This window comes from Providencia sp. PROV003 (assembly GCF_045040775.1).
Classification (GTDB): domain Bacteria; phylum Pseudomonadota; class Gammaproteobacteria; order Enterobacterales; family Enterobacteriaceae; genus Providencia; species Providencia huashanensis.
In genome coordinates this window covers 3,161,405-3,186,339 of the sequence record NZ_CP096369.1, presented here as the reverse complement: position 1 = coordinate 3,186,339, position 24,935 = coordinate 3,161,405, and the positions used below count along the sequence as shown (strand labels likewise).

Below are 24,935 nucleotides of genomic sequence, written 5' to 3'. Positions count from 1 at the left end.
GCAAACTGAGTTAATGGATCACTCAGTTTGCTTATCTTTAGTTTATTTATAATTCGGCTCTTTTCCCTTTGCCTGAGTCAAAAAATCCAGTAACGCATATTGTTTGAAGCGGATCACCTCAACACCTAGCATGTCATTAATTGATTTCATGCTTTCCATCAGCGGTAGTAACTCATTGAACCAAAAAACCATTGCGGCTTTTTCAACATCACCAAGACTACCCGAGCCTTGCGGAATGATCCCCATCAGTTGTGGTGGTATCCGGTGCATAGCCAACAAATCATCGCGAGTGGTGTCCTTGATACCGACAAACTCATCTTTAGCGCTGATTTGGGAGAAAGGTAAAATTTGAATCCCATCCTTGCCACCATTGGCGGCATAAACAAAGATATTTTTAAATGCCTTACCTTTACGGGCTTCGGTGAGTGATTTCTTTAATGACTCAACGGCCTTGTCGTCAGCCAATGCCGCGGAAAGATACACCATCACACCGGCGTGACTGCCATTTTCATAATAGTTGGTCCGAAATAGGGTGGCTGAATGATTCAAGTTAGCGGAAATAAGTCCCGCCAAATAATCGGGAGTGCCATATATCTCTTGGTGAATACATGGGTTCTTCAAGTGAATCACGCTATTTTTACGAAATTCGTAGGCATCTTGGTAATTCTTCACTTGCCAGTATTGCCCCTCATTCACACCGGCGCGGGTGTACTTAGCCAAGGAGGGTTTAAGCGTTAACATATCGCCGAGCCGATTAATGCGCTTTTCAAGGTAACCATTACCAAAAACCACAAAATCCTGCGCTAATGTAGTGAAATCAGGGCGTGATAAATACGGCGTTGGTTCAAAACAACTGGTGATCACATTACGCTTAAACACTAAAGGTGATTGATGGTAAGCCGCTGACGAGGTAAACGAGCGTGCAATGCCTGTAAAATCAATCGGGGTTTCATACCAGCGGCCATTGTGGTTGCACTCCATGCAGTCCAGCAAATCACCGCCGCCAGAGACAATTGATGGTGGGTCAAAAGTAAATGAGCAAAATTCAGGGGCTTGTGTTTGTTCTTCGGTTGCTGCTAATTCTGTTGCTTGTTCCATGGTTAAAACTCCATAACTTGTGCGCCAGCGCCGCCAGTTTCACTGGATATCGCTTCGTTAGAGAAAATATTCATTGCCGCCCATGCAAGGTCGCCGTGGTCTAAGCCGCGAACACGGCTTGACTCATAGGTGATAATCCCACTTTGGGTTTGCACTTTCTTGATGGTCATAAATGAGGTGATCAGAGGCTTATGTAACCCTGCGTCGTATTCAAAACGGCCATTACGAATGAGCATCAGCATTTTCATGATCATCATGCGTTTAATAGGGGCTGAATAGTTGAGTAAATTGGCGGCAGGGAAGAATTTAACGACCAGCTCGTGTACGGCGGCACCGGTACCGCCGGTACCATCAATGGTGATAGATTGCACGTTATAACGCTGAGTAATGCGTTTGATTTCTTCGGCTTGTTTTTCAAAGGCCATCCCGCGTAACTGGATAGTTTCAATGATGCGGAATTTCCCGCCACTGACTGCCGGTGGTGATGCAACCACTAACCCCAAGCCATCGCCATTATCACCGGTACCGGTTGGGTCTGCGCCTATCCAAACAGGGCGATTACCCAGTGGGCGTGGGGCGTAAGGTTTCCAGTCGGGCCAAACATCACTGTTATAGCCATCCACGCCACAATTGATTAAGGCATCATAACTGAATGCCCGTTCACCCGTTTTAACGAACTCACACTCATATAAATTACGAAAGTCGTCGGGCGGGTTTTCGTCTTTGATTTCTTCCAAATTAACGCGGTTCAGTCCGCGCGCGATGGCATCATGGATATTCACGATTTGCCGCCACATGCTATCCGCGCAGTAATGGCCAAGCTTTAATACCTTATGGGATAGCTCAATGATTTTGCGTTCTTTCTCCGGCTTGCCTTTGTTATAAAAATCCCCCGTCCAAAACTCGTAGGCTTCGTGATCTTCACTCGATGGTGTCGAAAAATAAGTACGGCGTAACCCTGTTTGTGTGGCCATCGCTGAAGCCACTTTCCGTAATTCCAAGAAACGCGATACCCAGAACACCTCATCAAAATAGAGGTCACCGGTATAGGATTGCGCTGTCGCGGCTGCGGTACCCAAGAAAAACAGGATCGCGCCGTTAGATAACATAATTTCATCGCCGCCTTTGAGCTCAACACCTACTTGGCGAGCCAACAATTGAATAAAACGTTTGAATTGAAATGCCTGTGCGCGGCTGGCTGATAGAAATATTTGGTTGTTACCGGTTTCCAATGCGGTCAATAGGGCTTCGCGGGCAAAGTACCACGTAGCTCCAATCTGGCGTGATTTAAGAATAAAGCGGTTTCGCTGCGTGCGTTCATCCCACCATTGGCGCTGATACTCAAATAAGCTACCTAGCACTAGGTTTTTAAGCTGTTCGATTTGTTCAGGGGTAAAGTGATTCTTTTGTGCCTTAACTTTACTTGTTCCCGCCGTTTGTTTCTTCATTTCCAAACGCTCAAAGCGATCTAACTGGCGGTTAAAGAAATCAACCGTTTTAAAGTCATGGGCGGTCATTGTGTCTTTCGCCATGATGCGCAGCACTTTTACATGTATTTGGTCAGTAACACGGTGAATAGGGGATGCCTCATCCCATTTATCACGTCGTCGCCATGAATAAATGGTGTGAATGCTTAAGCCCAGCCGCTTTGCAATCTGCGAAACGCTGTAAGCCTGCCAATAAAGTTCTTTGGCTTCTTGTCGTGGGTCAATGTCTGTTTTCATCATGCTGTCACTTTGTCACGCCCGCGCGTAACCCTCTATGAATATGGGTTCTCATAGCGCTATGAGAACCGTAACCCTTTGAGTAAAAAGAAGATGATTGAGATAGTGCTGTTATTGAAACGGCAGCATCGAAATGACAGTTACGTCAGAAACGGAGATTGATTTATGTCGCAAGGTAAAAAAACGCGCCAGATAAAGCTGATCGCTTGTGCAGAGGGAATGACACTAAACGGTTTTCCCGTTGAGCGTGAACATATCGAGCAGATGGCGAAAGACTACGACCCTAAATTTTATTGTGGTCGTGTGAATTTGGATCACATTAAAAGTGTGTTCCCAGATAGCCAATTTCGCAGTTATAGCATGATTTCAGCGGTGAATACCGTTGAATTAACTGAGGGTGAACTTAAAGGTAAATTAGGGCTTGAAGTCACTATTGATATTGATGATTTAAAAGATGAATACATTGTTAACCTGAATAAGTCAGGCCAAAAGATTTTTTCCAGTATCGAGTATTACCCCTCATTCCCACAGACCAAACGCGCCTATTTAACGGGGGTAGCGTTAACTGATTACCCAGCAGCTATTGGTTCCCGTCCTATTGAACTAAGCGCAGTTTCTCGCGGCTTACCAGATAGTGGCAATTACTTTACCGCTTCATTAGAAACGCAGTGCCATTTGTTAAGTGAGCAATACACCGAACACCAAGAGGAAAAGGAAGCCGGTAAGAAGTTTTTATCCACGGTGAAACAGTGGCTAGGGCTTGAACGTAATCACAACTCAGAAGAAACCACCAACCTAAAAACAGCCATTGAGTTGACCGCACAGCAATGCGGCACCTTGCTAACTGAAAACGAAGCACAAAAACGAGCGTTATCACAGTTAACCAATGACTTTAACGCCTTAAAGCAGCAGCTTGCAGTGACTGATGGTTCAGGAGAGTCACGCCCTCAAGTCACCGGTGGTTCGACTAAGTTGGCTGAGTATTAAGCCGCGTTTTACTTTCTTCAATTTTAATCAATAAAAGGTTTTTACTATGGGTATCAGTAATGAATCACTGGCGAATTATCTCTCATGGCTTGACCAGCAAGCCCGCTTAAATGGAGTACGTCGTGAGGGTTCGTCATTAAATTTTAGCGTTGACCCTGCGGTGCAGCAGCGCTTAGAAAAAGCAAAAATGGAAAATAGCCCATTTTTAAAACAAATCAACTCATTTGGGGTGACGGACCAGGAGGGGCAAAAGGTCTTTGGTTCGGTCAATGGACCGATTGCCGGTACAAATGATTCAACGACCGAGCGCCGTCAGCCTGAGCAAGTCAATGAGGAAAACAGCGACGATTACCGTTGTGATAAAACCAACTGGGATACGTTTATCCCATATTCATGGTTAGACGCATGGGCGGGACACCCTGAATTTCAACCGATGATCAGCCAACTGATCGCACAGCAAGAAGCCAATGACCGCTTAATGATTGGGTTCAATGGTGTGAAACGGGTGAAAAAGTCGAATAAAGCCGAAAACCCATTGTTACAAGACGTCAATATCGGTTGGCTGCAAAAAATCCGTAATGCGGCGCCACAACGCGTGATGAAAGATGTCACGTTAACCAGCCGCGATGAAAGCGGGAAAATCATTGCCAAAGGGATGTATGCCAATGTGGATGCGATGGTATTCGATGCGGTGAATTCATTGTTAGACCCGTGGCACCGCCGTGCGCAGGGCTTAGTGGCGATCACCGGTTATCAGCTCTATACCGATAAAAACTTCAAAATCATGAACCAACACAGTGAGCAAAATCCAAACATGGAAATGCTTGCGGGTAATGAACTGTTGAAATTGAGTTCAATGGGTAATTTACCGACCTTACAAGTACCGTTTTTCCCCGATGGCGCAACCTTGATAACGACCTTTAAAAACCTGTCGGTGTACTGGCAGAAAGGCAAGTACCGTCGTGTGATCAAAGATGAGCCGGAATATAACCGTGTGGCGACATATTCGTCAGGTAATGAGGGCTATGTGATTGAAGATTATGGCCTGTCTTGCCTGATTGAAGGTATCAATTACGCCGAAAGCAAAGAAATTTAAGCCAACATTGGGGAATGCAAATGGAACATTTAACACCGGCACAGCAGCACTGGCAAAAAGTGATGGCATCACGCCGTGGTGGGGCATCTGCCGAAATGTCACGGGCAGATATGACCGCTTATGAAAATATTTTGCATCGTTTACGGGCTGACCAAGCGCAACTAAGCAATATCCAAGGCAATGACCGTAAAGCGGCGTATAAGCGTAAGGTTTTACCTAATTATCGCGGTTGGATTGAAGGGGTGTTGGAAAGCCAAAGTGGTGTGGCTGATGAGGTCTTTACGCGCACTTTGGTGTGGCATATCGACGCGGGTTTATACACAGAAGCCTTACACATGGCCGAATATGCTATCCAATTTAATCTGCCATTACCTGATAACTATAACCGCACCTTAGCCACTGTTTTAGTTGATGAAATTTGTGATTGGTCATTAGCAGTTAAAGCAAGTGGCAAAGAAGATGAAGTGACAGCGTCACTTGATGATTTGCTGAGTTTAGAGCGTATTACAGCGCAATCCGATATGCCTGATGGGGCGCGTGCCAAGTTGTACAAAGTCATTGGTTTAACACTCAAAAATGACGATAAGCAGCAAGCCTTAGCCCTTGAATATCTGCAAAAAGCCATTCTTATTGATAAAGACATTGGCGTGAAAAAAGAGATTGAACAGCTATTACGGGCAGTGCGTAAGCAAGAAGACGAGACGCCTAAAAATTAGCAATAACCGAGTTGCACCCGCGTGCCACGGAGGCACAGCAATAATAAAGGGTTAACCCTCTGTATTGTCGCTGTCCACCTCCGTTTTTTCAAAGGGGTAATCATGGGTTTAGTGGCATCAAAACAAATTCATAGCGTGCAAGACGAAAGCATCAGTGATGGTGATGAAAAAATCACGTCAGGTGAGTTTTGGCCAGACATTGGTTTAGACCCGTTGCGCCAATCTATGCGATTAACGGGAAACGTCACCACAAGCCGTTTAAAGCATATGGCCACAGAAGCGGTGTTGTATGTCAATCAGCTATTAGATGAATGGCAGCAGGTACAGAACGCCAAGGGCTTTACCCAATTATCTGCGGTGCCATCACCAGAAATCAACGATACCACGGCCGTTGTTTTTCGTTACCACCATGCGGTGTATAGCTTTACTAAAGCGTTATTGATTGAAAACTACCGCGACATTGACACCACGCGCGAGGGTGAAAAACACGCCCAAGCCTTGAGCACGCAAATTGATGATCTGCGCCGCGATGGACAAAACGCCGTGCGGGATATTCTCGGTAAGTTACGCATGTTTGCGGAGCTCGTCTAATGAACGTGCAAGCGCTGCAAGGTGACACCGTTGACCTGTTGTGTTGGCGGCATTATGGGCGCACTCAGGGCATCGTTGAGCAAGTATTACAGGCCAATCCAAATTTGGTTGAGGGCGGCATACAGCTAGCCGCGGGGCAATGGGTGGAATTACCCGAACTCGCACCGGTGGCAAAACAAGACATGATCCAACTTTGGGATTAACAAAACAGGATTAATAGCATGAATGATTGGTGGAGCCGCCTAACTTACGCACTTTCTGGATTTGGCGGTTTATTCAGTGGGTCGGGCATTTTAGGTTTTTTTGGTGATTTCTCCGTGTATGAGTGGGGTTTTTTAATCGGGTTAATTGCCAGTGTTTCATTGGGCGTAATGACCTATCGGTTAAACCGCCGTGAGCAAATGAAACGCACACGCATATTAGAACGTTATTTCTCTCGTCACCCCATCAGTGAGCGCGATATTGAAAACATTGTGAAAGTGACCGAGCAATCACCAAAGGATTTATGAAATGAACACCAAATCACGATTAAGTCAGACAGTTATTGCGTTGATTATTTCCGGTGCCAGTGGCGGTGCGATCCTCTCCGGCTTTTTGGATGAAAAAGAGGGAAATTCGCTCAAGGCATATCGTGACGGGGGCGGTGTGGTCACTATTTGTCGTGGTGTAACACGTATTGACGGTAAGCCAGTAAAAATAGGTACCCAATTATCCCCAGCGGAATGTGACCGGCTAAATCAGATTGAAGCTGACAAAGCGATTGCATGGGTTAAACGCCATGTGCATGTGCCACTAACCGAGCCGCAAATCGCCGGTATTGCTTCATTTTGTCCTTACAACATCGGGCCATCTAAATGTTTCTCATCCACGTTCTATCGCAAGTTAAATGCGGGGGATATCAAGGGCGCCTGTGCGGAGATTCCTAAATGGACGCGGGATGGCGGTAAAGATTGCCGACAAACCAAAGGCCAGCCAAACGGCTGTTATGGCCAAGTGATCCGCCGTGACCAAGAGGCTGAATTACTGTGCGGCGAATGGGGGCGGTAATGGTGAATTATCGTCAGGTTTTTGGGGGGTATTTAGCGGTTGCTTGTATTGCGGCATTAGTGAGCGGCGGTGCGGTGTTTGGCATTGCACGTTTGGACTTCAAAGCCAAGTTAAGTGTGAGCGAACTGGGGCACAAAATGGCACTCAGTGCGATAAGCGCCCAAGCCTTTATTGATGCAAATGAAAAACTCGCTCAACTAAAAAAAGCACAAGAGACCTTGCACCAGCTTGATGTGGCCTATAACCAGAGGTTGTTAGATGAACAAAATAAATCTCAACGTTTGCGTGATGATTTGCTCACTGAGCGTCGTCGCGTGCAGTTCGCCAGCGCCGACCTTGCAACCTGTGAGCTCACCATCAATCACACTGCCCGCGCCGGCAGCGTGGGCGATGCTGCCACCGTCGGACTCACTCGAAAAGGTGGACTTATTGTTCACGATATCCGAACCGGAATTCAGCAAGACAGAGCCAAAATAAGTTATTTACAGGGCTATATCCGTGATGTGGTAGACCAGTGCAAGGGGGCGAAATGAAAATATTATTCAATATCTTGATGTTTATCGTGTTTATTCTTCTGTTAACCGTGGTTTTGCTTCGCGGTGTAGTGTTACTGCAAGAACCCAAATGCGCCACGGCACCACTGCAAGAACGCATTGAAATGCGTTGCCAAAAAGCACTCTATGACACTCGGGGGAGATAATGTTAAAGCCAAATCTATTACGACAAACTATTGTTGAGCAGATACCCCAGTTTAAACAAAACCCTGATTTATTAGAGGTCTATATCACTGAGGGTGGTATACAGGCCACAGGTACACAATCCGCATCTTACTTGAATGAGTACCAAATTCAGGTATTGGTCATGGATTACGCCGGCGAATTGAGCGCATTGTCATTGGCCATTCTGACTTTTGCCCGAAAACATCAGCCAGATTTGTTATTTAACCCCGATAAACGGGGAAACGGCATTCGCTATAAAGCCGATATTCTCGACAATGAAAAAATCGACGTGCTGTACACCATCAAGGCCACCGAGCGCGTGATTGTTAAAAAGGTGAATGGAAAAATTGTGCAAGAGCATATTTCCGAGCCTGAAATCGCCTTACCTGCATGGGATATCGTGATAGATGAGGGGGTGATGGTTCATGAGTGATAACAGCCTGTTTATGCAACTTGAAAATGAGCTTAATGGCTTGTTATCGACAACCTCAGCGGCTTACCGGCGAAAACTGACGGGAAAATTAGCGCGGGCAATTCGTGCTGACCAACAAAAGCGCATTCGTAGCCAACAAAATGCGGACGGCTCGGCCTATGAACCACGTAAACGCAAAGTGTTACGCGCACAGCAGCAAATTAGATTTATTCACCGTGGTGATGTTCGCACCCTGCGAAATTGGCAAGGGTCAAAAGGTCGTCGCGGTAAAACCATTACCGGTTTTGATGAAGATAGGGGGGCGGTAAGAACCTTTTATCGCCAAGATATTACCCGTTTTTTAGATATTAATTTTTCCTCGATCAAGCGCAGTACCAAACGTAATGTACCGATGTTCAGGCGGCTTAGGGCGGCGCGTTTTCTTCATGCCCGCAATACACAAGATAGCGCGATAGTGGGTTTTCAAGGCAAAGCTGCGGCAATTGCCAGAGAGCACCAATACGGGCTTGAGGGGGCAGTGAATGAACTTGCACGGGCACGTTACCCCAAACGGGAGTTATTGGGGCTATCAGAACATGAGCGCTTAGGTTTATTGGAAATGATTTATCTCGATTTGGTGGGGCAGCTATGAGTTTACAAGAGCTATACCGTTTACTCAGTAACCTTTTTCGTCAAGGTGTGGTCACTGAGGTGGATTTAGACAACGATTGTTGCCGCGTTCAAGTCGGGGAGTTAGTTACTGATTGGATTAGATGGTTAGTGCATCGTGCTGGCGAGTCTCGCAGTTATTGGGCGCCGACGGTGGGTGAGCAAGTGTTGATTGGGGCGATTGGCGGTGAACTAACAACTGGCTTTGTTTTGGGCTCCCTGTATAGCAATGCGAACCCCGCGCCAATACATTCAGCCAATGCATTACACCACACTTTTCCAGATGGTGCGGTGATTGAGTATGAGCCAGAAAACGGAACATTAAAGGCCGTTGGTATTAAAAAAGCGGTGATAGAGGCTAGTGAGGAAATCAGCGCAATAACCCAAAAAGTGATTTGCAAAGCCTCTGTTGAAATCAAGCTCGATACACCGAATGTGATTTGTACCAATAACCTCACTACAGGCACGTTGAATGTGGAAAAAGGCGGTGAAATGACCGGCAATTTTAACCATAACGGCGGGTCGATAACGTCTAATGGTGTGGTTATTCATACTCACCAACATGGCGGTGTGCGCTCGGGTGGGGATACATCAGGGAAACCGGTATGAAATATTGCGGCATGAATGCGAAAACAGGTCGTCGCCTGACAGATAGTGAGCATATTCGCCAAAGTATCGCTGATATTTTGCGAACGCCCATTGGTTCGCGGGTGATGCGCCGGCAATACGGCTCACTGTTGTATGACTTGATTGACCAGCCACAAAATCCTGCGCTGCGACTCAAAATTATGAGTGCGTGCTATATGGCATTAATGCAATGGGAGCCACGCGTTAGGCTACAAACCATTGATTATATTCGTTCAGATGTTGGCGAAATGGGTGTGAGTTTATCCGGTGTGATTATGCAAACGGGTGAAGCGATTTCGATTTCTATTCCTGTGAGGTAACAGTATGGCAGCCAGTATTGATTTAAGTTTATTGCCGGCACCGGATGTGGTCGAACTATTAGACTATGAAGTGCTATTTGCCGAGCGCAAAGCCGCGTTAATTGGTGCGATGCCAGAAGAACAACGGGAAGCCATCGCCCGTACATTGGAATTAGAATCTGAGCCGCTCACCAAATTACTGCAAGAAAATTGTTACCGTGAATTAATTTTACGTCAGCGCGTCAATGAAGCGGCTCGCGCAAGCATGGTGGCTTTTGCCACCGGTGCCGACCTTGACCAACTCGCGGCCAATAACAACGTGAAACGCTTGATGTTATCAGCTGGCGATGAAAGTGCCATTCCACCCATTGCGCCAGTGTATGAGTCTGATTCAAATTTACGCATGCGTATACCGGCCGCTTTCGAAGCGTTAAGCGTAGCGGGTCCTATTGGCAGTTATGAATATCATGCTCGTAGCGCTGATGGTCGGGTTTCTGACGCTTCTGTCATTAGCCCGCTACCGGCTCATGTCACCGTTACGGTTTTATCCCGCGAGGGCAACGGCAGCGCACCGGCTGATTTAATTGAAAAAGTCGATATTGCGTTAAACGATGAGGACGTTAGGCCGGTTGCTGATCGTGTCACCGTACAATCAGCCAATATCGTTAACTATGAAATTGACGCGGTGATTTACTGTTATCCCTCGCCTGAATACGAGCCCATCATGGCAGCGGCAGAGGAACAAGTGAAACGCTATGCGACACAGCAACACCGGTTAGGCCGTGACATTGTCCTCAGTGCCATTTATGCCGCTTTGCATGTTCAAGGCGTGCAACGTGTGGAGCTGAAAAAGCCGGTTGCAGATATCAAGCTAGATAAAACACAGGCCAGCTTCTGCACACAAATTAACGTGGTATTAGGGGGCTCAGATGAATAATCGTTTATTGCCTGTCGGTTCATCACCGTTAGAACTCGCGGCGGCTGAATCACTGGCACAGATTGAGCGCGTGCCTATTCCTATTCGTGAGCTTTGGAACCCTGATTTATGCCCCGTGCATTTACTGCCGTATCTGGCATGGGCGTTCAGTGTTGACCGATGGGATAAAAACTGGACGGAAAAAGCCAAACGGGATGCCGTTAAAGCCGCGATGTTTATTCATAAACACAAGGGCACCATTGGGGCATTGCGCCGCGTGGTTGAGCCGTTGGGTTATTTAATCCGTGTGATTGAGTGGTGGAAAACCAACGAAACCGCCGGCACGTTTCGCCTTGATATCGGTGTTCTTGAAACCGGTATCACCGAGGAAATGTATCAAGAGTTAGAAGCATTGATTTTTGATGCAAAACCGGCGAGCCGTCATTTAGTTGGGCTCACAATTCAACTTGAAACTAAAGGCCAAATCTATTGCGCTGCAACCAGTTATAGCGGTGATGAATTAACTGTTTACCCATACACGCCAGATGTGATCAGCTCAGGCGGCACGATTTCCACAGGGGTAGCGGTACATGTTATTGATGAAATGAGGGTCACTCTCCAATGAAATATTTTGCATTGCTTACCACTTATGGTGAAAAAGTGCTCGCAGAGGCGACTGCCCTCGGCACGAAAATTGAATTAACACACATGGCGGTTGGTGACGGCGGCGGCACATTGCCCGCACCCGATACCAAACAGACTAAATTAGTCAATGAAAAGCGCCGAGCGGCAATTAATACGTTATTTATTGACTCAGTGAATACCAATCAAGTTATTGCGGAACAAGTGATCCCCGAAAATGAGGGGGGATGGTGGATACGTGAAATCGGTCTGTTTGATAAATCGGGGTTATTGGTGGCCGTGGCGAATTGCCCTGAAACTTATAAACCATTATTGGCAGAGGGTTCAGGTCGCACACAAACCATTCGAATGATTTTGATTGTTAGCCATACCGAAGCGGTTACATTGAAAGTCGACCCCGCGATTGTGCTCGCTACGCGCGGCTATGTGGATGACTCAGTAAAAACAGCGATCGAGGCTCACGTTAAAAGCCGTAATCACCCCGACGCGACGACTAGCGCCAAAGGTTTTGTGCTACTGGCTGATACACTCAGCGAGGATAATACTAAAGCGGTCACACCCAAGTTGGCCACAGAAATTAACCAACGTGCAGTCAACGCGCAAAAATCAGCGGATACCGCTAATACGGCCGCAACTAGTGCGAATAATAATGCCAACGGCCGAGTACCCAGTACACGCAAAGTTAACAATAAACCGTTAAGTGCAGATATTACCTTAGCTGCCGGTGATGTTGGCGCCTACACCAAAGCCGAAACCGATACTAAAGTTGCCGATGCGAAAAAAGCGGGTACTGATGCGCAAGCCACGGCAAACGCCGCCAATACTGCGGCAACTAATGCAAATAACAATGCTAATGGCCGAGTGCCAAGCACGCGTAAAGTGAACAATAAGCCGTTAAGCGCTGATATCACTTTAAGTGCTGGTGATGTGGGCGCTTATACCAAAGCAGAAACCGACACCAAAGTCGCAGATGCGAAAAAAGTGGGTACTGATGCTCAAGCGACTGCCAACGCCGCTAATACCACCGCAACAAATGCGAATAACAATGCCAATGGCCGTGTACCAAATGGACGCAAGGTAAACAATAAAGCACTGACCGCAGATATAGCACTGAGTGCAGGGGATGTGGGGGCGTATACCAAAGCGGAAGTTGATAGCAAATTTGCGGCAGGAAGTGGCTTAGGTTACGGGCAAAAATGGCAAGAGGTTACATCCCAACGTAAAGCGGGCGTGGTTTATCAAAATACAACCGGAAAGCCTATAGCTGTATTTAATGATTCAGCTCCTACAAGAGGCAAGTTTTCATGGGTATCGGTTGACTCCAAAACGTGGACGAAGGTAGGCAATACTAGTGGTGATGCGGGAATTTCAAATAACTTTATAGTACCTGTAGGTCACTATTATAAGGTTGAGAGCTTTATTTATTGGTCTGAGTTGAGGTGAGTATGAAATATTTTAAAGACAATATAAATCAAGTATATGCATATGAACCTGATGATTTTGAAAGTGAATTTATCCGAGGTGATTTAATAGAGATATCTGAGCAAGAGGCATTAGCGATCACCAATCCACCGCCAACAAAAGAGCAATTAATCGCTGAAGCGGAGTATCAAAAACAGGCACTATTAAATGAGGCTACCGCAGTAATAGCACCTTTACAAGATGCCGTTGACCTTGGCATTGCTACGGATGAAGAACGGGAGCAGTTAAGGGCGTGGAAAGAGTATCGAGTAGAAGTGAATAGGGTGGATGCTGGGTTGGGAGCGAGTGTTAATTGGCCAGTTAGCCCAAAGTGAGACATACATTAAGATAATTAATATATTTATTGTGTAGAATCTTACATTGTATGTATTAATTATGGAAAAACATGTTTAAACTTTATACTTGAAAAGTATTATTTTTATTCTTCAAATACAATTATTTGTTTTTTCCTAATTTTACGACCTACTAATAGCTATTTTTACCTATAGATTTTTGAAAAAATAATTAGGAGACTCAGTGAAATTAACAATATCAAAGCTCAAAAAAGGGATTATTTTTACGGACGAGTACTTAAATTTAACTGAAAATAATGAATTGGACTTTGAGCGCAAAAAGTTATGTGTATTATACGGCCCTAATGGGACAGGGAAAACAAGCTTGTCAAAGGTATTAGGCCAAACTAAAGGGGCTGAGTATGACATCTATATAGATGATACTAGGTATACGGAAAAAGATGATTTAGTAGCTCATATTATCTCTGACCAAAATGATAGAAATATAATTCAAGGTGAAACGCAGGATTTTATTCTTGGCGAAAACATTAAAAAAGAGTATGAACTCAAAGAAAAGTTAAATGCAGCTTTTTCTTTTCTTTTTGAGAATGAACTTGTTAATCTTTTAAAGAAAAAATATCAAATATCAAAAATAAAGACCCATTTTGATGAACTAATTCTTGATAAAGATGTACGTTATTTTATTGCTGATATAGCGAATAGTAAATCTAAAGGAAAAAAAATACTACGAGAAAAATTTATTTCGGTAGTTTATGGTATTCATGTTGCTGATGAACCAGAGTACGATAATGAAAAATTAAATTTTTTTATTGAAGATTTTTCTAAAGATGACTCTATCATACGTGCTTTATCAAACTATAATTTTCAACTAAACGGTCAAGAAGAAGGTATAGTTAAACTTGAAGAGCAAAATGAAGCTTTAACTATACTAAAAAAATTCAGTTACATAGATGAATGCTTGGTTTGTGATCATCCAATTAATGCACTTGAACAGTTAATACAAAAAGAACAGCAATATGAAGCTACATCTAATAGAATGGGGGAGCATGAAAAAGAAATTGCAGAAAATATTATAAAAAATCTTTCTTTCATAGACCCTTTTAATATTAAAGGTAAAGTTAGAAGTGCTATAAAAAAAGCTGACAAAACTATAATAAGTGAGCTAGTATTAGAGTTTAATCATTATAAGTCAGTGTATTGGATTCTTTTAAAGAATGATTTCATAAATATATCAACTAGCCAGTCACTACAAGAAATTCACAATACATACCAAGAATTGTTAAAAAATAAGCCAACATTCGCTAGTGAAGATATATTATTCATTGAACAGTTTTTAAATGAGTCTCTCGAACGTGAGATTTCATTAGAACGTGATCCTGATAATAATATTAGACTAATGCTTGGTGGAAAAGATTTTTTAAATAAAAAAAGACAGGATCTTGAGTTGAGTAATGGAGAACAAAATTTTCTTTCGCTCGCATTTGAGCTATTAAAAGCGAAAAACTCTAAATGTGAATTGATCGTACTAGACGATCCAATATCGAGTTTTGATTCTATTTACAAAAATAAACTAGCATATGCAATATTAAGCTTTTTATCCCTAAAGAAAACTTTAATTCTTACGCACAATACGGACTTAATTAAACTCCTAGAGCATCAAGTGAAAGAATGTTTAAATCTTTATTATTTCAATAATGTGGCGAGTGAAAATAATGGTTTCATACCAATAAATGAAGATGAAAGAAAAATTCTTTTATACATTCATGAATTTTTGGCACTTTTGAGAGACAGCGAAAAGATAAAACCTCAAATTTTTAATGAAAAGCAATTTGTAATATCTCTTGTCCCCTTTATGCGAGGTCTTTGCCAAATATTCAATTTTGATGAAGAGAAAAATAAATTAACTCAACTAATGCATGGGTATTGTGACGAAAAGATTAATGTTACTGAAATTTATGGGAAAATTTTCACTACTGGAATACTGGACGAGATACATCAGATATCTGCGCAGGAAATTGTTGATTGGGATTATACTGAATTTAACCCATTAAAATCTGAAGAATATCCTTTGTTATCAAAAACATTAAGACATACAATAAATTATTTATATTTAAGAATGAATGTGGAAAAGCGATTAGTTGAAAAATATAATATAAATACAAGTAAACATGATATGTTATCCAGTATTATCGTTCATTCATTTAAAGGAAATGAGATGGAAAAAATACAAAATCGTGTTTTTTTCATGGCGAAAAAAACTTTATTAAATGAGTTTAATCATTTTGAAATGGATATGAATATTTTTCAACCTGCTATAGATATAACTGATAAAGCTTTAATTAAAGAGAGGGAACAGATCTTAGAACGTTTAAACTCGTTATAAATTAAAAAATAGGCATCTTAATGATGCTATTTTTATAATATTTTTGGAAAATATAAGTCTTTAGCCAATATAAGCTACCAATCGAGGCGAATGAACTCGCCTCACAATCTATCAAAATGCCCTCATCAACTCCATCACATCTTCATTCACACGACTCAGCGACAACGTAAAATCAATTTTTTTCGCCTTGCCATCGGTAAAAAACTCCGTTCTATCTGTGACTAAATTGGTGATCACATACATTCCATAAATGGTGCCGGTACCCTCAATCAGTGGTAAAGGTCGGGCAACATAGGCCGAGGTTTTTAATAATTCCAGCGATACATCACCGCCGGTGACTTCGGGGTAAAGCGTACCGGCCAGCGTGATCTTATCTTCACCGGCGCCCACATACTGCCATTTAGCACTGCGGCCAACACGGTCATTTTTCACATGGCGCCAATCGAGTGAGTGGTTAAAAGTTTGATAAGGTGCGGTACGTAGCTCAAACACAAACATGCCATAAATCATCATCATAATTTAGTCCTGATCTTTTAAGCTGGAACGGCGGCGGCTATCGCGTTCACGTAACAAGGTGGTTAATTGCTGTTTCACAATGTCGGCAATTTCTTTTTTATTGCTCATATCAACCCCGTAGAAATTCAACTCAAAAGTATTGTATTCCGGCTGCATGATTTGGCGTTCTGGCCGTGTCGGCGATACGGCCACCGGTACCGCATTTAATTTGGGTTGAATAGGGGCTAACGTATTAATGAGTGAATTATTGAACTGGGGAAATAATGAGTTTTTTCTCGCAGCAATACGGGGCTCTTGATACAGCCCATTAATTGCCGTTACGGCTGGAAAGTTTTTAAACACAATATCGCCGAGTTTATTTCTATCGACACTTTCGGCGGCGTCACTTAATGCAGATTTACTGCCTTTGGCTTTAATTTTTTTCTCTGCGCCGTCATACACCAAGGTACCGTATTTTTCCGCATTTTCTAGCGGGTTTACGTCATTGGCTTTTTTCTGTAGTTCGCTATTTTTCTCAAGCTGTTTACCTGCAACGGTAACACTACTGGTGATTTTACTGGTTGCTTCGGCTTGCTGTTTTTGTGCCTGCTCGTTGGCCTTGGCGGTTTTCCCTGCATAAGCGGAAACGGAGTTCAGCACTTTTAACGGGTCTTTTTCGTTCGGGTCAACCCCCATGGCACGCGCCGCATCGGCGGCAGCTTCGGCCGCGGAGGGAATAACACCCAATTTTTCCAATATCCAGCCAAGCCCTTTGGCGACTTGCTGAATGGGAAAAAATAGAGCGCTGATGGCTTTACCCACCACATCACCAAACACTTGGCCAGCTTCGGTACACGATTTCAATTCTTTAGTAGATAATTGAACTGGTGACAGTAATTCTTTAAACCAATTCCACACTTTGCTGACCGCATTTGAAATGCCGTCGAATATTGGGGCGAACGGTGCAAAGGTGGCACTGAATGCTTGACCGATTGGTGCCAGTGCGGACGTAAAACCATCCCAAAACCCACTGAAAAAAGCTTTAATGGGTTCCCAATATTGATAAATTAATACCCCAGCGGCCACGATGGCGGCAACAAATAAACCCACAGGGCTCAATAACAAAGAAAACCCACCGCCAATAAGGTTAATGGCATTACTGCCCGCGGCCATTAAGCCCCCAAAACCTTGACTGCCAGTAAGCATAAATAGACTAAGTCGCATAGCTGCAAACGGCACAATTACCGTGGCAGCGGCAAGGGCTAACGCGCCAAGGGCAGTGACTAAAGTGGCAATTGCTATTGCACCAACGGCAAGGGCTTGTGTGGTTTTGGGGTGCTCTTTCATCCATTGGCCAACTTTGCCAATAAAACCTGTTAATGATTGGGTGACACGGCGCAAAGGGGAATCGACATTTTCTTGAATTTCAATGCCGAGATCTTCCCATGCTGATTGCAATTGTTTCAGGTCGCCTTTTAAGTTATCAATCTTAACTTTGGCATTTTTATCGGCTTCACCCTCGGCGCCCATGTTGGCGGTTTTCAGTGCGTCATAGCGGCCATTCATTACGGCATCAATGACGGCACCCATACCGACCATCGCTTCCTCGCCGAAAATGTCTTTTTTCATGCGAATTTGGCTAGCTTGGTCAAACTTACGCATGCTTTTACCAACGTCTTTTAAGATTTCGTCGGCGTCACGGAGTTTGCCGCTAGCGTCTTTAACACTGACGCCTAGCTTATTAAGGGCGGCTTGGCCTTTGCCGACTGGGGCAATCATACGGGATAAGCCCGCGCGAAGTGACGTACCGGCCATACTGCCCCGAATACCATTATCGGCCATGGTTCCCGCCATTGCGGCCATACTTTCAAGGCTCACGCCAAGTTGTGCGGCAATAGGGCCTGCATACGTCATGGTTTCACCGAGTTGGCGTAAATCGGTATTACTGCGGGTAAAGGTGGCCGTGAGCACGTCGGAAACGCGGTTCATTTCTTCCGCTTTCAATTGAAATTGGGTTAGAACGTTTGAGCCAATGTCGGAGGCCTCACCGAGATCCATGTCGCCGGCTAACCCCATATTTAACACGCCACCCAATGCCGCCTTAATGGCATCCGGTGTAAAACCGGCCATCGCCAAAAACTTTTGGCCAGCCGCCACATCAGTAGAGGTATACGCCGTACTGGCGCCCAGCTCTCGCGCTTGCTGGCGTAACATGGCCAGCTGTGGCGAGTTTTTATCTAATCGGGTGAGGGCTTGAACCGTTGACATGCCCTCGTCAAAGTCTCGACCAGGAGCCGTAATTCGCGCGCCGGCATATAGCGCACCCGCGCCGCCTGCGGTGGCAATTGCACCGCCAGTGGCTAATTTATTACGTAGCTCTTTTGATTTGGCATATTGGCCTTGCGCCCGTGTGATCGCATTGAGTCGGCGGCGTTGCTCACCCAGTTGCCGGTTATAAATTTCGGTGCGTCGGGTGACTTGTGCCGTCGCATCACCGCTTTGTCGTGCTGATACTCCATGGCGATAGAGTGACGCTGTCACGTTATTAAGCTTTTGTTTCTCTTTGTCGAGTGTGCGGCCGTAGCGGTCACGCTCTAACCGTGCAGCGGCTAAGGCTTTCTTTTGTTCTTCGGTTTGCTGTGTCAGTGGTGGGTATTGGTCACGTAACGCCTTAACCTTATTTTTGGCCTTTTCGTAGGCTTGTGAGTTTTTATTAACAGAATTAGAAAGCCGTTCGAATGTTTTCGATTGGCTTTGTAAATTACGGATAGAGGTGTGTGTGGCTTTGATTTGGGTCGCTAACCCTGCCGCGCTGCGCTGTGCAGCACTAACAGGGGATGATAGCTTATTCGCAGCACTTAACGACACTTTGATATTTAAATTACGGTCACTCATGATTCATTTCCTGTTCTGGCGGCTGCGCGTTTATGCCATAACAGGATTTCGCCAACCGTCATGGCGTCATATTCAGACGGCGCCCAGTGGAAAACGGTGGCGATATCAGCGATTAACTCGTCCGTTTCAATGTTCGGGCACTCAATTACTCGTCCGCGCTGTCTGTCGTCTCTTGCGGGGAGTTCGGTACTAAAAAATTGGCAACGCCGGTGGCGAGTGCATTTAATGCAGGGATAGGCAGTTGAATAACATCACGTTCAGTCATACGCGGTGATGTCACACGCGGCAGTAACTTAATCAGTGAATCTACATCGGAGGTCATCACGTCATACAGTTTTAAACCACGTAAGGCGCCAACCTGTTTCATGGTGTCGGTGATGGTGATTTCAGTGACTTCTTGCCCCGATTCTAATTTGATAGGGGCGTCGAATTGAATAACTTCAGCCATGGTTATTATTCCTATTAAAATAAACGTGAAATGGGTGGGTGATTAAACCCACCGTGTTAATTAGTGGCCAATGTTGGCGCGGTGTTTTTCCAGCATGTCTTTGCCGTTGACTTTCCACACCATGTTTAACAAATCGACTTCAAAGGTTTCTTTGTTATTGATGGTGATTTTGCAATACGTATTTTTGATGGTGTATTTATGTTGCGTGTTATCGCCGGCTTTCGCACTGCCGAAATCCAATTCGGTAAAACGCCCGCGAGTTTGAATTTCACACGGAACAGATTCACCGGTTGAATCGTCGTAGTAAGAGCCCGCAAAGCGGAATTGCTTACCGTCAATCGTCGCGCCCCAACTTTCTAATAATTCCGACATTAGGCCACCCATCGAGGCATCCATATCTAATGCCCCTGAATCAAAGCCCATCATAACAGCAACGGAGCCCACCATACCGGCACCCTGATAATCCTCTGTTTTTAATGACAGCTTTGGCGGGGTGACTTCTTCTACTTGTCCAAGGTAGGTTTGGCCATCAATGTATAGGTCAAACAAAAAGAGTTTTTTAGGCATACCCATAATTCAAATTCCTTAGCCCAGTTGGTCAAAAACAGCGAAATACTCGTCAGTGAATTCCTGCGTTAATGTCAGGTTTTCCAGTGGCGGTACGGGGGTGTACTTGTAGCGAATGTGTGACTTACCATCGCGTAAATTTTCTTTCGGGTTATCCGATGGGTCATACCAACATTGGAACCCTAATAAACGGCCTTGTGTGACGAGTTGCGCGCCTTTGCGGTTGATCCCATCCACAATATCTTTCACCAATGAGGGGGTGAGAGTTTTGTCGATATAACTAAAATGCGCCTCGGCGATCATTTCAGCCAAAATTTGTGCGGTGCGCGTAAATACTTCAAAGGTATAGATTTCTTTATCGCCAGTGCGATTACCCCAAATACGAAAGCCATCCCGCTTAATTAGCGTGGTGATTTGGTGGCTGTTTAAGTCGTTGGCGTCAGTGTCTTTACCTTGTAACGTCCAGTAAATATCTGCGCTAATACCGAGCACGCCATTAACCGGCACGTTAGAAATCGACTTATGCCAGCCTTGTTCCGCATCAATCTTGGCACGCAAACCAATGGCGTAAGCGGTGGCGGGGATAACTTCGTTTTGGCCACTTTCTTTGTTGTACGCGATAAATTCAGGATAGATGATCATCACTTCGCGCTGATTGAAATCTTCGCGGTATTTCTTGGCTTCGGCGATAGTTTTACAGCCATTCGCGCTGATATAGGCAAAGGCTTTGATTTGCTCGGCAAAAATCGCAAGCTGCATAGCAACCGGTTTGGTGTCCAGTTTGGGTACCGCCAAAATACGCGGGCGTTCACCGATATTCGCTTCAGCGGTTAGTAAGGCATAAAGGCCGGTATAGCGGCCATCGTCACCGGTACCGCCAATCACCAATTGGTCTTGTGTCTTTTCACCGCCTTTCGCTTCAGCAACACGCACAATCACAACTTTTGGGCTGCACTGGTCGTCAATGGCTTTCAATGTAGTGTAAAGCGTACCGGTTTTACCGGCTTTACTTAGTACGGTTTTAATGCGTGTGACTAACACGGGGGTATCGAGTGGGAACGCCTCGGGGTCGGCATCTTCTGCGGTGCAGACAATACCAATCACAGAAGTGTCGATATCTCGAATAAGGGTGCTGAGGTCGGTTGTTTCGTGGACTTCAACACCGTGATGATATACGGCCATTGTTATTATCTCCTGATGTCTATTTATCTTTATTCTCAGGGATGTTTGATAACAAATCATGTACTTAGGGTTCTCATAGACACATGAGAACCACGGATGATTGCTCACCTACGCGCGCGACGACACTCTAGGCATATTGAATTGGCTAGGTGGTGAATATGTCTTTTACGGATTGGACAGAGGGGAATTTAGTCAAAGTTCCTGACTTTGATTTAACGGTCGGTGGCGTGCAGCTCCTGAGCGTCAATGACCGGCTCATGTCATTAACATTAACGGATAATCGCGGTTTTGAAGCCGATACTTTAGAACTCACTATCGATGATACCGACGGTAAAATTGCATTACCGGCGCGTGGGGCTGAGATTTCCGTTTCCCTTGGTTGGCAGGGGGAAGCCTTGGTACACAAAGGGATGTATACCGTGGATGAAATTAGCCATTCAGGCCCTCCCGACCAAATCACGGTAACCGCCCGTAGCGCGGACTTTCGGCAAGACTTTAACGTTAAACGGGAATACAGTTGGCATGATATCAAAGTGCCCGATGTTGTGAGTGCGATAGCAGGGCGTTATAACCTAAAACCCGCAGTGAGCAAACAATTGATGCACATTGAAATTGACCACGCTGACCAGACCAATGAAAGCGATATTAGCTTTTTAACGCGGATGGCTGAAATGCTCGGCGCGATAGCTACCATTAAAAACGGTAGTTTGTTATTTATCGTGCCTAATCAAGGCGTCACGCAAAGCGGCAAGCCATTGCCCGTCATTACCATTATGCGAGAAAGTGGGGATAGGCATTATTTCCGGTTGGCTGACCGGCAAGCGTACACCGGTGTACAAGCTTACTGGCTAGATTTGAACTACGGCAAACAAAAGAAAACCAACCTTAAACGCAAGCAAAAACCCAAAAAAGAGAAGTCGAGCAAAAAAGAGGGCGATTACATCGAGGGCGCGGAGGGTAATGTTTTTGTGATGCGACAAACCTTTAAAAACGAACAATCCGCTAAACGTGCTGCCGCGGCCAAGTGGTCAAAATTACAAAGGGGCGTAGCAGAATTTAATATCACTTTAGCCGAGGGGCGCGCAGACCTTTACCCTGAAATGCCCGTCACGGTAACTGGCTTTAAACCGACCATTGACAGTCACCAGTGGGTGATTAGCCGAGTGACGCACACCATTGATGGGAACGGATTTATAACCCATTTGGAACTGGAAATAAAAATCAAAGACATTGATATGACGGATGACGAGCAAAACGAAACATAATTGATTATAATAACGTCAGGCATACCCATAACCCAAGGTTATAAAATGGCGTTCAATTGTCCAAAGTGTGGCGCTGTGACTTATACCAAAACCAGTAAATCCATGAGCAGTGAAACCCGTAGAAGTTACCACCAATGTCAAAATATGTTGTGTGGTTGTTCTTTTACGACAATAACTTCAGTGGAAATTTATCTAACAAAAACAATCCCCCAAGAACTGCCAGAAGGCTTTGAGATCCCGATGGATGAGTTACCTAGATCACATCGGGGTGAGAAACAGATGGAGATGTTTTGAATATTAAATAGTAGGTATGATATATGTACCTACTATATTTCATTTCATCCTGTAACTTAGAGTCTAAGTTTTAAAAAAACAGATTGTAGTCGATTAAATCTAAGCTTTATGTGTTGCATAATAATAAATTATGAGTGTAATATTTAATAAATATCATAAATATTAGTGAGTAAGAAATGCTTGATACTAGAAAGGTAATACACTCAGACAATAATTTATTTATTTTAGTAGGAAAGAATGGTAGTGGCAAAAGCTGTTTGTTGCGTGATTTGGCAGAAAATACGCATGGTTTAGGCTATAATGTTATGGCTGTATCAAATACATTATTTGATAAATTTGAGGTTCACCTTAATAGTTTTAATTATGATTATATAGGTAGTAGATTAGGTCGAAACTTTCCTGCTCAAGCTATAAAAAGAACGCTTTCTACAGAAAGTGGGGATAAAATAAAGCGTATTTTTACAGTGTTGGGAAATATAGGGTACGAACAAGAGGTAGGCATTAAAATAAAATTCAGAAGAAAATTTAAAAATACTCTGAGATACTCAAATTATTTAGATTACACTGAAAAAAATATACCTGAAGGCCTAGAGATGGCAATTGAAAAGGCTATTTATCAGACAGGCTCTAATTATAATGATATTATTTGGTTAACTATCGATGATAATGTTTTTCATGAGGGGAGTTTTAGTTCTTATTTAACTTTGCTCAGAAATGAAAAATTACTGAAGAAGGCTAATATAATATCAGGAATAGAAGTATTTTTAAATAAAAATAAAGATTTCTTTCCTTTAAGTGAAGCAAGTTCTGGTGAGTTATCATTTATTGCTTTACTTGTGCATATTACATTTTGTGTAACTAATAATTCATTTATATTTATTGATGAGCCTGAAAATAGTTTACACCCAGAATGGCAGAGAACATATTTTGACTTATTAAAAGGGGCAATTGGCTATAATCAAGTTAAAGTAGTAGTTGCAACACATTCACCTCTTATTATAACTTCAATTTCAGGTGATGAGAAATTTGAAATTTATAAACGTGGTAGAAATGATTTTAATAAGGTTGATTACTTTAGTGATAATGCTGAAGAGTTATATATTGATTATTTTGACACATTAACCCCCAAAAATAGGGCATTATCTAATAGATGTGTCGATATTATAGACCAGTTGGATAGTGGGAAAATATCATTGGACTCGGCAAACAAAAACATATCAAAATTTATAAATATGACTGATGATGAAGCTCAAAAAAAATTTCTAAAAGGAGTAAATAAATTACTTGAGAAAGTTAATAATAAGAAAGGGATGAGCAACCATGAGTAATATTTCATTTGATAATGAAGAAATGGAAATAATAGAAAGTGCTATCGAAAGAGGTCATGATTCTTGGAAAGATGCATCTCTAGAAACTATTAAACGTAAAATCAAAAATTATTTACGTCAACATCAAAGTGAATGTTGTTGTTATTGCTCTAGAAATACAGATGATGAATTTAATATGGTGCTTGATATAGAACATATAATTCCAAAATCTAAAATAGTATCTGAGATGTTTGAAATAAGAAATTTAGCTATATCCTGCAAAAGGTGTAATATGAGAATTAAAGGGGATGATATTTCTTTTATTAATGAAGATTTTGCATATTTCAAAACTAATAAAAATTATTATCAATCAGATAAATATAAATTTATTCATCCTAATCTTGATGGATGGGATGAGCATCTTATTTATTGTGTTGTTCAAAATAATAGAAAAAAAATAGTCTATTATAAAGTTGTTGATGGTAGTCAAAAAGGTGAATATACAAAGAATTATTTTCAACTGAATAAGATACAAGCAAATACATTTGATGAAGCGCAAGGTACAACTAGTAGAAAAGAACCACGTGATCTTCTTATTGCGGAAGATTTTTCTAAATTAGTGGAATCATTGCTAGGTAAAGAGTAATTGTTATTAGTTATAAAGCCTCTCATTAAAAGAGGCTTTATAAGCGTGGTCAATATGTGGACATTGACTATTGACTAAATCCATTTAAATCAATTGGTTAAATCACTTTTAGAACGCCGCACTTAGCGCCTTTGA

At 43.4% G+C, this 24,935-nt stretch carries 30 protein-coding genes; 22 read left to right on the top strand and 8 right to left on the bottom strand.

The window, feature by feature from the left end; all coding sequences use genetic code 11:
* Positions 1-42 precede the first annotated feature (42 nt).
* Positions 43-1,098: a phage portal protein gene (locus M1F14_RS14630; RefSeq protein ID WP_181469272.1), complete on the bottom strand. Its 1,056-nt coding sequence runs from the start codon at positions 1,096-1,098 to the stop codon at positions 43-45.
* Positions 1,099-1,100: 2 nt separating this feature from the next.
* Entirely contained in the window at positions 1,101-2,825 is a 1,725-nt protein-coding gene (locus tag M1F14_RS14625) for a terminase large subunit domain-containing protein (protein ID WP_181469273.1), read from the bottom strand.
* 162 nt (positions 2,826-2,987) lie between these two features.
* Between M1F14_RS14625 and M1F14_RS14620 the strand changes: the two genes are divergently transcribed.
* The 18 genes from M1F14_RS14620 to M1F14_RS14535 all read left to right on the top strand — a co-directional run bounded on the left by M1F14_RS14620 (position 2,988) and on the right by M1F14_RS14535 (position 15,701).
* The gene (locus M1F14_RS14620) at positions 2,988-3,809 is read left to right on the top strand and encodes a GPO family capsid scaffolding protein (RefSeq protein WP_181469274.1); all 822 of its coding nucleotides are present in this window, start codon (positions 2,988-2,990) and stop codon (positions 3,807-3,809) included.
* 46 nt (positions 3,810-3,855) lie between these two features.
* Positions 3,856-4,905 (top strand): phage major capsid protein, P2 family, encoded by a 1,050-nt coding sequence (locus tag M1F14_RS14615; RefSeq protein WP_141173620.1) that lies wholly within the window; start codon positions 3,856-3,858, stop codon positions 4,903-4,905.
* Positions 4,906-4,925: 20 nt separating this feature from the next.
* Positions 4,926-5,621, top strand: a complete 696-nt coding sequence (gpM, locus tag M1F14_RS14610; RefSeq protein ID WP_181469275.1) for a phage terminase small subunit — start codon at positions 4,926-4,928, stop codon at positions 5,619-5,621.
* A 102-nt stretch (positions 5,622-5,723) separates the two neighbouring features.
* The gene (locus tag M1F14_RS14605; RefSeq protein ID WP_181469276.1) at positions 5,724-6,212 is read left to right on the top strand and encodes a head completion/stabilization protein; all 489 of its coding nucleotides are present in this window, start codon (positions 5,724-5,726) and stop codon (positions 6,210-6,212) included.
* Positions 6,212-6,415, top strand: a complete 204-nt coding sequence (locus M1F14_RS14600; RefSeq protein ID WP_181469277.1) for a tail protein X — start codon at positions 6,212-6,214, stop codon at positions 6,413-6,415. The genes M1F14_RS14605 and M1F14_RS14600 overlap by 1 nt, the downstream gene beginning before the upstream one ends.
* 18 nt (positions 6,416-6,433) lie before the next feature.
* Positions 6,434-6,721 carry a potassium channel protein gene (locus tag M1F14_RS14595; protein WP_153673430.1) on the top strand — a complete coding sequence of 96 codons (288 nt, stop codon included), beginning with the start codon at positions 6,434-6,436 and terminating at the stop codon, positions 6,719-6,721.
* A 1-nt stretch (position 6,722) separates the two neighbouring features.
* Entirely contained in the window at positions 6,723-7,259 is a 537-nt protein-coding gene (locus M1F14_RS14590) for a lysozyme (RefSeq protein ID WP_181469278.1), read from the top strand.
* A complete protein-coding gene (locus M1F14_RS14585; RefSeq protein WP_230233548.1) occupies positions 7,247-7,792 on the top strand; it encodes a lysis system i-spanin subunit Rz in 546 nt (181 codons plus the stop codon). The genes M1F14_RS14590 and M1F14_RS14585 overlap by 13 nt, the downstream gene beginning before the upstream one ends.
* On the top strand, positions 7,789-7,959 hold the full coding sequence (locus M1F14_RS14580; RefSeq protein ID WP_004254667.1) for a hypothetical protein: 171 nt from the start codon (positions 7,789-7,791) through the stop codon (positions 7,957-7,959). Before M1F14_RS14585 ends, M1F14_RS14580 begins: the two co-directional genes overlap by 4 nt.
* Positions 7,959-8,411: a phage tail protein gene (locus M1F14_RS14575; RefSeq protein WP_181469279.1), complete on the top strand. Its 453-nt coding sequence runs from the start codon at positions 7,959-7,961 to the stop codon at positions 8,409-8,411. The genes M1F14_RS14580 and M1F14_RS14575 overlap by 1 nt, the downstream gene beginning before the upstream one ends.
* Positions 8,404-9,042, top strand: a complete 639-nt coding sequence (locus M1F14_RS14570; RefSeq protein ID WP_181469280.1) for a phage virion morphogenesis protein — start codon at positions 8,404-8,406, stop codon at positions 9,040-9,042. The genes M1F14_RS14575 and M1F14_RS14570 overlap by 8 nt, the downstream gene beginning before the upstream one ends.
* Positions 9,039-9,668: a phage baseplate assembly protein V gene (locus tag M1F14_RS14565; protein ID WP_181469281.1), complete on the top strand. Its 630-nt coding sequence runs from the start codon at positions 9,039-9,041 to the stop codon at positions 9,666-9,668. Before M1F14_RS14570 ends, M1F14_RS14565 begins: the two co-directional genes overlap by 4 nt.
* The gene (locus M1F14_RS14560) at positions 9,665-10,006 is read left to right on the top strand and encodes a GPW/gp25 family protein (RefSeq protein WP_181469282.1); all 342 of its coding nucleotides are present in this window, start codon (positions 9,665-9,667) and stop codon (positions 10,004-10,006) included. The genes M1F14_RS14565 and M1F14_RS14560 overlap by 4 nt, the downstream gene beginning before the upstream one ends.
* Positions 10,007-10,010: 4 nt before the next feature.
* Entirely contained in the window at positions 10,011-10,922 is a 912-nt protein-coding gene (locus tag M1F14_RS14555; RefSeq protein WP_181469283.1) for a baseplate J/gp47 family protein, read from the top strand.
* The gene (locus M1F14_RS14550; protein ID WP_181469284.1) at positions 10,915-11,526 is read left to right on the top strand and encodes a phage tail protein I; all 612 of its coding nucleotides are present in this window, start codon (positions 10,915-10,917) and stop codon (positions 11,524-11,526) included. The genes M1F14_RS14555 and M1F14_RS14550 overlap by 8 nt, the downstream gene beginning before the upstream one ends.
* Positions 11,523-12,986 carry a phage tail protein gene (locus M1F14_RS14545; protein ID WP_232370531.1) on the top strand — a complete coding sequence of 488 codons (1,464 nt, stop codon included), beginning with the start codon at positions 11,523-11,525 and terminating at the stop codon, positions 12,984-12,986. Before M1F14_RS14550 ends, M1F14_RS14545 begins: the two co-directional genes overlap by 4 nt.
* Before the next feature lie 2 nt (positions 12,987-12,988).
* Complete coding sequence (locus tag M1F14_RS14540) at positions 12,989-13,339, top strand: tail fiber assembly protein (protein ID WP_181469285.1); 351 nt, start codon at positions 12,989-12,991, stop codon at positions 13,337-13,339.
* A 202-nt stretch (positions 13,340-13,541) separates the two neighbouring features.
* Entirely contained in the window at positions 13,542-15,701 is a 2,160-nt protein-coding gene (locus tag M1F14_RS14535) for a hypothetical protein (RefSeq protein WP_181469286.1), read from the top strand.
* Positions 15,702-15,812: 111 nt separating this feature from the next.
* On the opposite strand, the gene M1F14_RS14530 is transcribed toward M1F14_RS14535, so the two are convergent.
* From M1F14_RS14530 to M1F14_RS14505, 6 genes are all read right to left on the bottom strand, one after another.
* On the bottom strand, positions 15,813-16,217 hold the full coding sequence (locus tag M1F14_RS14530; protein WP_181469287.1) for a phage tail protein: 405 nt from the start codon (positions 16,215-16,217) through the stop codon (positions 15,813-15,815).
* Positions 16,218-16,220: 3 nt separating this feature from the next.
* The gene (locus tag M1F14_RS14525) at positions 16,221-19,091 is read right to left on the bottom strand and encodes a phage tail tape measure protein (protein WP_181469288.1); all 2,871 of its coding nucleotides are present in this window, start codon (positions 19,089-19,091) and stop codon (positions 16,221-16,223) included.
* Positions 19,088-19,153: a GpE family phage tail protein gene (locus M1F14_RS14520; protein ID WP_230083332.1), complete on the bottom strand. Its 66-nt coding sequence runs from the start codon at positions 19,151-19,153 to the stop codon at positions 19,088-19,090. The genes M1F14_RS14525 and M1F14_RS14520 overlap by 4 nt, the downstream gene beginning before the upstream one ends.
* Before the next feature lie 83 nt (positions 19,154-19,236).
* On the bottom strand, positions 19,237-19,539 hold the full coding sequence (locus M1F14_RS14515) for a phage tail assembly protein (protein ID WP_181469289.1): 303 nt from the start codon (positions 19,537-19,539) through the stop codon (positions 19,237-19,239).
* Positions 19,540-19,599: 60 nt separating this feature from the next.
* Positions 19,600-20,112: a phage major tail tube protein gene (locus M1F14_RS14510; RefSeq protein WP_181469290.1), complete on the bottom strand. Its 513-nt coding sequence runs from the start codon at positions 20,110-20,112 to the stop codon at positions 19,600-19,602.
* A 12-nt stretch (positions 20,113-20,124) separates the two neighbouring features.
* Positions 20,125-21,288 (bottom strand): phage tail sheath subtilisin-like domain-containing protein, encoded by a 1,164-nt coding sequence (locus tag M1F14_RS14505; RefSeq protein WP_181469291.1) that lies wholly within the window; start codon positions 21,286-21,288, stop codon positions 20,125-20,127.
* A gap of 158 nt (positions 21,289-21,446) precedes the next feature.
* On the opposite strand from M1F14_RS14505, the gene M1F14_RS14500 reads away from it, so the two are divergent.
* The 4 genes from M1F14_RS14500 (at position 21,447) to M1F14_RS14485 (ending at position 24,800) form a co-directional block, all read left to right on the top strand.
* Entirely contained in the window at positions 21,447-22,553 is a 1,107-nt protein-coding gene (locus M1F14_RS14500) for a phage late control D family protein (protein ID WP_181469292.1), read from the top strand.
* 45 nt (positions 22,554-22,598) lie between these two features.
* Entirely contained in the window at positions 22,599-22,847 is a 249-nt protein-coding gene (locus tag M1F14_RS14495; protein WP_179896326.1) for an ogr/Delta-like zinc finger family protein, read from the top strand.
* Positions 22,848-23,023: 176 nt separating this feature from the next.
* Positions 23,024-24,175, top strand: coding sequence for an AAA family ATPase (locus M1F14_RS14490; protein ID WP_181469293.1), 1,152 nt, complete (start codon positions 23,024-23,026; stop codon positions 24,173-24,175).
* Complete coding sequence (locus M1F14_RS14485; RefSeq protein WP_154635608.1) at positions 24,168-24,800, top strand: HNH endonuclease; 633 nt, start codon at positions 24,168-24,170, stop codon at positions 24,798-24,800. Before M1F14_RS14490 ends, M1F14_RS14485 begins: the two co-directional genes overlap by 8 nt.
* Positions 24,801-24,935 lie beyond the last annotated feature (135 nt).

Bases quoted from the DNA above. Each gene is read 5' to 3' on its own strand.
- M1F14_RS14630 (WP_181469272.1), bottom strand. From the start codon at position 1,098: ATGGAACAAGCAACAGAATTAGCAGCAACCGAAGAACAAACACAAGCC.
- M1F14_RS14625 (WP_181469273.1), bottom strand. From the start codon at position 2,825: ATGATGAAAACAGACATTGACCCACGACAAGAAGCCAAAGAACTTTAT.
- M1F14_RS14620 (WP_181469274.1), top strand. From the start codon at position 2,988: ATGTCGCAAGGTAAAAAAACGCGCCAGATAAAGCTGATCGCTTGTGCA.
- M1F14_RS14615 (WP_141173620.1), top strand. From the start codon at position 3,856: ATGGGTATCAGTAATGAATCACTGGCGAATTATCTCTCATGGCTTGAC.
- gpM (WP_181469275.1), top strand. From the start codon at position 4,926: ATGGAACATTTAACACCGGCACAGCAGCACTGGCAAAAAGTGATGGCA.
- M1F14_RS14605 (WP_181469276.1), top strand. From the start codon at position 5,724: ATGGGTTTAGTGGCATCAAAACAAATTCATAGCGTGCAAGACGAAAGC.
- M1F14_RS14600 (WP_181469277.1), top strand. From the start codon at position 6,212: ATGAACGTGCAAGCGCTGCAAGGTGACACCGTTGACCTGTTGTGTTGG.
- M1F14_RS14595 (WP_153673430.1), top strand. From the start codon at position 6,434: ATGAATGATTGGTGGAGCCGCCTAACTTACGCACTTTCTGGATTTGGC.
- M1F14_RS14590 (WP_181469278.1), top strand. From the start codon at position 6,723: ATGAACACCAAATCACGATTAAGTCAGACAGTTATTGCGTTGATTATT.
- M1F14_RS14585 (WP_230233548.1), top strand. From the start codon at position 7,247: ATGGGGGCGGTAATGGTGAATTATCGTCAGGTTTTTGGGGGGTATTTA.
- M1F14_RS14580 (WP_004254667.1), top strand. From the start codon at position 7,789: ATGAAAATATTATTCAATATCTTGATGTTTATCGTGTTTATTCTTCTG.
- M1F14_RS14575 (WP_181469279.1), top strand. From the start codon at position 7,959: ATGTTAAAGCCAAATCTATTACGACAAACTATTGTTGAGCAGATACCC.
- M1F14_RS14570 (WP_181469280.1), top strand. From the start codon at position 8,404: ATGAGTGATAACAGCCTGTTTATGCAACTTGAAAATGAGCTTAATGGC.
- M1F14_RS14565 (WP_181469281.1), top strand. From the start codon at position 9,039: ATGAGTTTACAAGAGCTATACCGTTTACTCAGTAACCTTTTTCGTCAA.
- M1F14_RS14560 (WP_181469282.1), top strand. From the start codon at position 9,665: ATGAAATATTGCGGCATGAATGCGAAAACAGGTCGTCGCCTGACAGAT.
- M1F14_RS14555 (WP_181469283.1), top strand. From the start codon at position 10,011: ATGGCAGCCAGTATTGATTTAAGTTTATTGCCGGCACCGGATGTGGTC.
- M1F14_RS14550 (WP_181469284.1), top strand. From the start codon at position 10,915: ATGAATAATCGTTTATTGCCTGTCGGTTCATCACCGTTAGAACTCGCG.
- M1F14_RS14545 (WP_232370531.1), top strand. From the start codon at position 11,523: ATGAAATATTTTGCATTGCTTACCACTTATGGTGAAAAAGTGCTCGCA.
- M1F14_RS14540 (WP_181469285.1), top strand. From the start codon at position 12,989: ATGAAATATTTTAAAGACAATATAAATCAAGTATATGCATATGAACCT.
- M1F14_RS14530 (WP_181469287.1), bottom strand. From the start codon at position 16,217: ATGATGATGATTTATGGCATGTTTGTGTTTGAGCTACGTACCGCACCT.
- M1F14_RS14525 (WP_181469288.1), bottom strand. From the start codon at position 19,091: ATGAGTGACCGTAATTTAAATATCAAAGTGTCGTTAAGTGCTGCGAAT.
- M1F14_RS14515 (WP_181469289.1), bottom strand. From the start codon at position 19,539: ATGGCTGAAGTTATTCAATTCGACGCCCCTATCAAATTAGAATCGGGG.
- M1F14_RS14510 (WP_181469290.1), bottom strand. From the start codon at position 20,112: ATGGGTATGCCTAAAAAACTCTTTTTGTTTGACCTATACATTGATGGC.
- M1F14_RS14505 (WP_181469291.1), bottom strand. From the start codon at position 21,288: ATGGCCGTATATCATCACGGTGTTGAAGTCCACGAAACAACCGACCTC.
- M1F14_RS14500 (WP_181469292.1), top strand. From the start codon at position 21,447: ATGTCTTTTACGGATTGGACAGAGGGGAATTTAGTCAAAGTTCCTGAC.
- M1F14_RS14495 (WP_179896326.1), top strand. From the start codon at position 22,599: ATGGCGTTCAATTGTCCAAAGTGTGGCGCTGTGACTTATACCAAAACC.
- M1F14_RS14490 (WP_181469293.1), top strand. From the start codon at position 23,024: ATGCTTGATACTAGAAAGGTAATACACTCAGACAATAATTTATTTATT.
- M1F14_RS14485 (WP_154635608.1), top strand. From the start codon at position 24,168: ATGAGTAATATTTCATTTGATAATGAAGAAATGGAAATAATAGAAAGT.